At 71.0% G+C, this 6,133-nt stretch carries 8 protein-coding genes and 1 pseudogene; 7 read left to right on the forward strand and 2 right to left on the reverse strand.

Annotation, left to right across the window (positions count from 1 at the left end):
* The 4 genes and pseudogenes from EFK10_RS06750 to EFK10_RS06765 form a co-directional block, all read left to right on the forward strand.
* Positions 1-560, forward strand: a pseudogene (locus EFK10_RS06750) (conjugal transfer protein); the annotation flags it as partial.
* The gene (locus EFK10_RS47080; RefSeq protein ID WP_164835859.1) at positions 557-715 is read left to right on the forward strand and encodes a hypothetical protein; all 159 of its coding nucleotides are present in this window, start codon (positions 557-559) and stop codon (positions 713-715) included. The pseudogene EFK10_RS06750 and the gene EFK10_RS47080, both read left to right, overlap by 4 nt.
* A gap of 372 nt (positions 716-1,087) precedes the next feature.
* Positions 1,088-2,644 (forward strand): hypothetical protein, encoded by a 1,557-nt coding sequence (locus EFK10_RS06760; protein ID WP_164835860.1) that lies wholly within the window; start codon positions 1,088-1,090, stop codon positions 2,642-2,644.
* A gap of 20 nt (positions 2,645-2,664) precedes the next feature.
* Positions 2,665-2,997: a hypothetical protein gene (locus tag EFK10_RS06765; RefSeq protein ID WP_127354837.1), complete on the forward strand. Its 333-nt coding sequence runs from the start codon at positions 2,665-2,667 to the stop codon at positions 2,995-2,997.
* Here the strand turns inward: EFK10_RS06765 and EFK10_RS49660 are convergent.
* Complete coding sequence (locus tag EFK10_RS49660; RefSeq protein WP_240677039.1) at positions 2,971-3,519, reverse strand: DUF6308 family protein; 549 nt, start codon at positions 3,517-3,519, stop codon at positions 2,971-2,973. The two genes, EFK10_RS06765 and EFK10_RS49660, sit on opposite strands and share 27 nt — an antisense overlap.
* Between EFK10_RS49660 and EFK10_RS06780 the strand changes: the two genes are divergently transcribed.
* From EFK10_RS06780 to EFK10_RS06785, 3 genes are all read left to right on the forward strand, one after another.
* Positions 3,518-4,963: a hypothetical protein gene (locus EFK10_RS06780; protein WP_164835858.1), complete on the forward strand. Its 1,446-nt coding sequence runs from the start codon at positions 3,518-3,520 to the stop codon at positions 4,961-4,963. The genes EFK10_RS49660 and EFK10_RS06780 overlap by 2 nt on opposite strands.
* Positions 4,951-5,112, forward strand: a complete 162-nt coding sequence (locus EFK10_RS47085; RefSeq protein WP_164835861.1) for a hypothetical protein — start codon at positions 4,951-4,953, stop codon at positions 5,110-5,112. Before EFK10_RS06780 ends, EFK10_RS47085 begins: the two co-directional genes overlap by 13 nt.
* A gap of 62 nt (positions 5,113-5,174) precedes the next feature.
* Positions 5,175-5,597 (forward strand): hypothetical protein, encoded by a 423-nt coding sequence (locus tag EFK10_RS06785; RefSeq protein WP_127354841.1) that lies wholly within the window; start codon positions 5,175-5,177, stop codon positions 5,595-5,597.
* Between the two features lie 196 nt (positions 5,598-5,793).
* On the opposite strand, the gene EFK10_RS53110 is transcribed toward EFK10_RS06785, so the two are convergent.
* Positions 5,794-6,036: an Lsr2 family DNA-binding protein gene (locus tag EFK10_RS53110; protein ID WP_127354842.1), complete on the reverse strand. Its 243-nt coding sequence runs from the start codon at positions 6,034-6,036 to the stop codon at positions 5,794-5,796.
* Between the last annotated feature and the right edge of the window lie 97 nt (positions 6,037-6,133).

Raw genomic sequence — 6,133 nt, forward strand, 5'->3', positions numbered from 1 at the left:
ACCGAGGCATCACCGGCGCACACCCACAGATTTACCCGCCCCCCGGCGTGCGGCGAAGCCGCACTGGGTTGCTGTTCTGCGACCTGTGGCTGCGCAGCGACACCACCAACGCCGACAGCACGACCGCGCAAGCCATCCACGCGCTCGCGCCCACCGTCGAACTGCCGACCCAGTCCGGCAGCGCGGTTGCGCAGTCGCTGCTGCGCACCGTGGCGGTGCGCAGCGCGCGGCTGAGTGGCGGCAGCTGGTCGGTCGTCGTCGCCGCGACGTTCACCGTCCGTAACGACACCAACGGTGCGTCCTCGGCTTCGGACGCGGACGTGGATGCGCGGACGGTCGTGGGCGACGGCACGACGGTGCGCGTCCAGGCCCATGTCACCGCCACGGACACCACGGGCGGCCAGTGGCCGCTGGCCTACACCCTGACGATGACCGCCCGCTCAGGCCGGTGGGAAGTCACCGCCCTCCAGGCCGGAGCACCAGCCAAGACCACCACCGCGAAGGCAACACCCGCTCCCAGCAGCAGCACGACCACGGCGGTTGGGGGTGCGGCCAAGTGACCACCACCCATGTGCAGCTGGCGGGGAAGCTCGCCGACCTCGGCAACTCCTGGCTGTCGACGCTCGGGACCTGGGGCGACAAGTGTCTGCAGGTCGGCCTGACCGCGATCGTGGTCATCGCCTGGCGCCGACGCCGGTGGCCGTCGACGAGGTGACCGAGTACACCGAGCAGGCCCACCGGGTACAAGCCGCCCTCGGCGGCGGCCTGGCCCTGCGCCCCGCGTCCCCGGCGGAGATCGTGTGGATGGTCCAGCACACCGTGCACCGCGGCCTCGAGGAGCCGCTGCTCACCGACGCCGAAACCTCACCCCTGTACGGGAGCCGGGTGACCGACGGGCAACTGCGCTCCCCCTCCTACGCCGACCTCGGCCAGGTCCGCCTCGCCGAAGGCGGCCGCCTCGCCCGCCGCACCAGCACCCGCGCCGGCAGTCGTGCCCGCTCGCGGGTGGCGACCGCCACCCGGGCCGTGGCCAGGCCGGGACCGACGCCTACACTGCCCCCGCACAAGCTCGGTGAGCGGAGGATCCGTGTTCGGCCAGTTCCTGGCATTCGTCGTGATGCCCCTGCTCATCGCGGGTCTCAATCGCTGGGGCACCGTACGTCGGCGCCGCGCGCTCGCCTCTGGCAGGACCGTGCACTTTCGCGGCAGGCTGAACGGCCGCAAGGGCCACCTGCTGGTGGACCGCCGCCGGGACCGTCCGGCGTTCCTGGACAGACAGGGAAGGCTGACCGAGATCCCGCTGGGCGGGGAGGTCCTGGACGCCACGGTCACGCGCGCTACGGCCTCGAACTCCTCCGTCGAACGCGTCGCCGTGCAGTACCGCAGCCCCGAAGGCGCCCTGCTGCGGCTGGGCCTGGCTACGGGCGACGCAAAGACGGTGAGCGCACTCCTGACCTCCCCGCAGGACAGGCAGGCAGCACCGCACCGGAGGCTCCCGGTAGCGCCCATCTGGTCCACCCTCATGCTGCTCGGCGCGCTGGTGTCGGGTCTGCTCGCCGCTGACGTCTCACTGCTCGGACAACGGGTCACCGCAGATGTGGTGGCGGTGAGCCGAGACGACGGTAGTTGCGTCGTGCACTGGGGCGCAGCCGAGACGGCGCACGTGGACTGCGCCGACGACGTCCGCGCCGGCGACCGGGTCCAGGTGGTCGCCGTTCCCTGGCCTTTCCGGGGCGAGGCGGTCGACCTGCACGACACTCCGAGCGCGATCGCCGCGATCGTTCTCGGCCTCGCCGGGCTCGGCCTGCTCGGACGACTGGTTGTCAGCCCGCTCGCTCACGCGCACCGGACGCGCCGGGCCGAAGCCGCGGCTCCGGCGGATCCGCAGCCGGAGGCCGCAGAACAGGAGGGGACCACGTCCAACCAGTTGCCCAACGGCCCGGACGACCTCCACTACGGCGCCCTCGCCGCCGCCGCCCGCCACAGCGAGCTCTACCGCCCCGGCGCCCGCGTCTCCCCGCCCCGACGCGCCACGGTACCCTCAGCCCGTTCCTGGGTGCTGCGCACGACGTTGGGCACGGGCGCCTGGTGGTCCCTCGGCCTCGCCTGCGCCGTCTTCACCGATCCCCGCTTCGGGCATGGCCACTGGAAGTGGTACGCGTGCGGTGTCATCGCCATCGCCTGCCTGGCTCGGATCGGCTGGTACGCGGTGGACGGCTGGTCCCGCTGCCGCCCCGTCCTGCGCGCCGTGCGCGAAGTCAAAGCACGCCCCATGCGGTACGTCCGGCTGCACGAGAGCGACAACCGACCCGTTCTCGTGCTCTTCCACCTCGAGGGGGGTGACACCTCACGCCCGGCCTACCTCCAACGCATATCCGCCTCCCGCGGCAGTGAGCGGCGCACCATCGGCGGTCCCGCCACCATCGGGACGGCGATGGTCCGCGCCACCTTCGGCCCCGGCGGCACCAGCGACGACCTCCGCGACGCCGCCCTGGTCTGCGAGATCGACGGTGTGGTCTACCTGCCGCGCCAGATGTCACTGGACGTTTGGGCGAACCCCTCCGAAGCCAACGAACTGCTGCTGCGGGTCGCCAACAGCCACCGCCGTTCGCTCCGTGCTCGGACGAAGTACACCCTGCGTTGACTGCGGAGTACCACGGGGACGTGGAGACGGCTTCCAGCACTGAATGGGCCGACGCCGTCCCCGTGCGCGGCGCGTCCAGCCGGACTCGTGCCTTCGCCGACGCCTATGGCCGAGCTCTTCGTCGTTCGCAACTGCTCAGCGGTCACTTCGCCGTGCGCGTGTACAACCGTGCCGCCCGCTACCATCTCGTGCTCGGTACGCACCACGAGGCGGGCCTGAAGTGCTGGAAGCCGGTCAAGTGGAAGCTGGACGCCTACACCGGAGAAGGTGCCTCGGCGGCGACCGTCGGCCAGCCTGACCTGTTCGGGGAGGCGTACGTCGGCCCGCTAGATCCGCACTTCGCGGGTGGCTGATTCAGGTGAACCGGGCCGTTCCCGGAAGCTGCGGCGCGATCGGATTCGATCGACATCCATACTTCCCTCGCGCCGATTCGATACACGGTGATCACCCGACCGGTCACACCCGGTCGGGACGCCCGGGGAAAGCCAACTCAACAGGTGACCCGCGACGTACGAAGCTAGCAGCTCACGCTGCGGCCTGAAGCCGTCCTCGCGTAGAGCCGCGCGCAGCGTCAGCCAGAAACCGGCAGGTCGACCCACGGCGCAGCGCACCACGTCGTCGTAGACCGGCAGCAGACGGAGGCGCCCTGTCGCGCCCCTGGGTGTGCCGCTACCGTGCGCCAGGGTCGGCCACGGTGGCTGGCCGTACAAGAGGGGAACGCCATGGCCCGCAGGTTGCGCTTCATCGGCACCACATCCGAGGACGGCAACTGCCCCACGCTGTACGAGGACCTCGACACGGGCGAGATCCTCGTCCAGGGCGACGCCGTCACCGACCCTGACGACGTCTCTCAGCTCAAGGACGTTGCCCCGCATGAGGCGTTCGCGCGTGAACCTCACCTCCGAGGAGGACGCGACCTACAAGCTGACAGTCGACGGCCGCATGGAGCGGTTCTCCGGTGCGCTGGGCGGGGGCGGCGAGGCGTCCGGCCTCGGATTCACCCTCCCGAACGGCAGCTACACCGCACACCTTGAGGTGACTGACCAGGCGGGCAATGTCCGGCGCGCCCAGCAGAAGTTCCGGGTGGCCGTGTCCGAGCTGGCTCCCCAAGTCCGGGTCGCCGCCGCCAGGTCCGGCGCGGACCGGCTGCAATTCACCATCACCGCACCGCCGCGCAGCCAAGGCACCCTGAGCATCGGGGACTCCGTACAGCAGGCCTTCACCGCTGACGCCGATGGCAAGGCCGGCGTCACCCTCCGGCTGCCGGACGGCAGATATCCGGCACCGGTCATCAAGGTCACCGACGCCTACGGCCGTACGGGCCTGAGCACAGGCAAGGCCCTGGTCGTGGACACGGTGGCGCCCGCGCTCACGGTCGTACGGGATGCCCAGCGCGCGACGCACGGAGACCTCGTCCTCGCTGTCACCACCGAGCGAGGTGCCCGCATCGCGGTGACGTACGGGTCCCACGCGGCGCGAGCCTTCCCCGGGTATACCGCCGGGCAGGGCCCCGCCACCCTGACCAGGGCGCTCGACCCCGGCACGTACGACGTGACGGTCACGGCGACGGATGCGCAGGGGAATGTCACGACCAAGCGGCTTCACTTCGCGATCGGCGACAGTTGGACGGCCGGCGAGTGGCTGCTCTTCCTTCTGAAGCTGCTGTTGGTGATTGCGCTGATCATCGCGGTCGTCATGATCCGTTATCGGACCCGACCCGCGCGTGAGGCGAAGGCGTACCGCGCCGCCTTGCAGCGCCATGAGCGTGATCTCCAGGCGTGGGAGCAGGAGCGCGAACGACTGGTGGATCTCGCCGAGTTCGCCGCCGAGTTCGACCAGACCGAGTCGGCAGACGGCGACTGGCCGCCGGCCTGGGGCAAGCGACGTCGAGGCGAACAGGTCCGCTGGGTGACGGCCGGTGAGCTGGTCCAGCCCGCCGCGAACGGGGCAAGCGTCACGGTCCGGGACACCGGAACCGTGATCGTCACCGATCAGCGCGTCCTCCACGTCGGCAAGACCAAGCGCGAATGGCTCTTCGCCAAGCTGCTCCGCGTCGAGCACCCCGGCGCCCAGATCACCTGGATGCAGGTCTCGAACCGTACGAACCTCTCCGGCGTCCAGTACCGGCACGACTCGGCCAGGACCCGTCTCGCCATCGAACTCGCCACAGCCGCCGCCCCCTCCGGCCCTGGCGTCGTCTCTCTCCTCGCCCGCCTCCGCGAGGCCCTCACCGCACACGACCGCGCCCGCCCCCGGCAGCCCGCCCCACCGGACCAGGCCGGCCCGGGCAGGGCCGTCGTCGCCGGGTGGCAGGCGTAGTCCGACCGCGCTTCGACCGCCCGCAGGGCTTCGACGATCACGTCGGGCCGTCCGCCGGGGGATTGGCCGTGCGGTTCGCGGGTGCGGGCGGCGACGAAGTTGTGGAGGGCGGTGACGAGGACCGAGGTGTCGTGCTCCTCGCCCGGTAGGGGGAGATTGGTCAGCATGTACGCGTGGGGGGCGCGGCGCCGGCACCTGGTCGGTGTACCGGGTGCAGCGGATCATCTGGGCTGGCGGGGATGAGAACACCAAGGGTCCGGCCTGGCGCAGCGTCCGCACCGTGGGGGTGGCCGACACGCGCGCCGGGGCGGTGGAGTGGCTGCGTCAGCTGGCGGCCGCGCGGGGCGGCGAGGTGGAGGTGGACGAGTACCGCATCCCGCGCTCGTGGGTGCTGCGCCGTGGTGACAGCTATCCGGTGCGGGAGTGGTTCGACGTCGTCGCGCCGACGATGGCCCGGGACAAGGTGCGGCCAGGCTTCGCCAGGGGCGTGGCGGACGCTGGGCGTGGGGGCGGAGCAGTTGGCGATGGCCTGGCCGTGATCGAGAGCCCGCGTTCCCGCCCGCATTACCCAGGGTGGGGCAAGAGCCGGCGGCGCCGAGGTAGACACCCCACCCCCACGCGTGTATTATTATGACTGTCGGTTGTGAGGCCGGCAGACAACACAATTGAAGGAAGCCCGCAACCAGCGCAGCAGCACCGACGCGGCCGAGCACAAAGAATGACCCTGGGCCAGCTCGCCGGGCTGATACATCGTCCGTGACACCGTATCCGCCGGCAGGTTCAAAGATGGTCGACATGTGGTGACTGACGAGGGCTCGGGGCGCGAGACTTTAGGCGTGGGCCTCGTCGTAGGCGGCCATCAATCCGGCGGGAATTGGGCCTCGTGTGCTGACCTCTTTGTTGTTCTCCCGCGCCCAGGCCCGTACCTGCGCCAAGCTGCGCTGCGCAGGGACGCCTCCGTTACCGCCAGCGGAGGCAGTCGCCTTGCTCGTCCGGCGCGTCCTACGGGCCCTGCCAGATCCCGCAGCGGGAGCCGCCTCGTCACTGGGAGCCGCCGTCGCAGTGGACGCCACCTTCCCCGCAGCGCCCTTCTTGCTCGCCCGGCGCTTTACGCCGGGTCCCGCGGCTTCCGCAGCGGGAACTGCCTCTGCGCTGGGGGCCGCCGTCGCA

The sequence above is a fragment of the Streptomyces soli genome (assembly GCF_003999195.1).
Taxonomy (GTDB): domain Bacteria; phylum Actinomycetota; class Actinomycetes; order Streptomycetales; family Streptomycetaceae; genus Actinacidiphila; species Actinacidiphila soli.

What these genes read in the sequence shown, in the direction of transcription:
- EFK10_RS06780 (WP_164835858.1), top strand. Translation starts at nt 3,518, where the DNA reads ATGAGGCGTTCGCGCGTGAACCTCACCTCCGAGGAGGACGCGACCTAC.
- EFK10_RS49660 (WP_240677039.1), bottom strand. Translation starts at nt 3,519, where the DNA reads ATGCGGGGCAACGTCCTTGAGCTGAGAGACGTCGTCAGGGTCGGTGAC.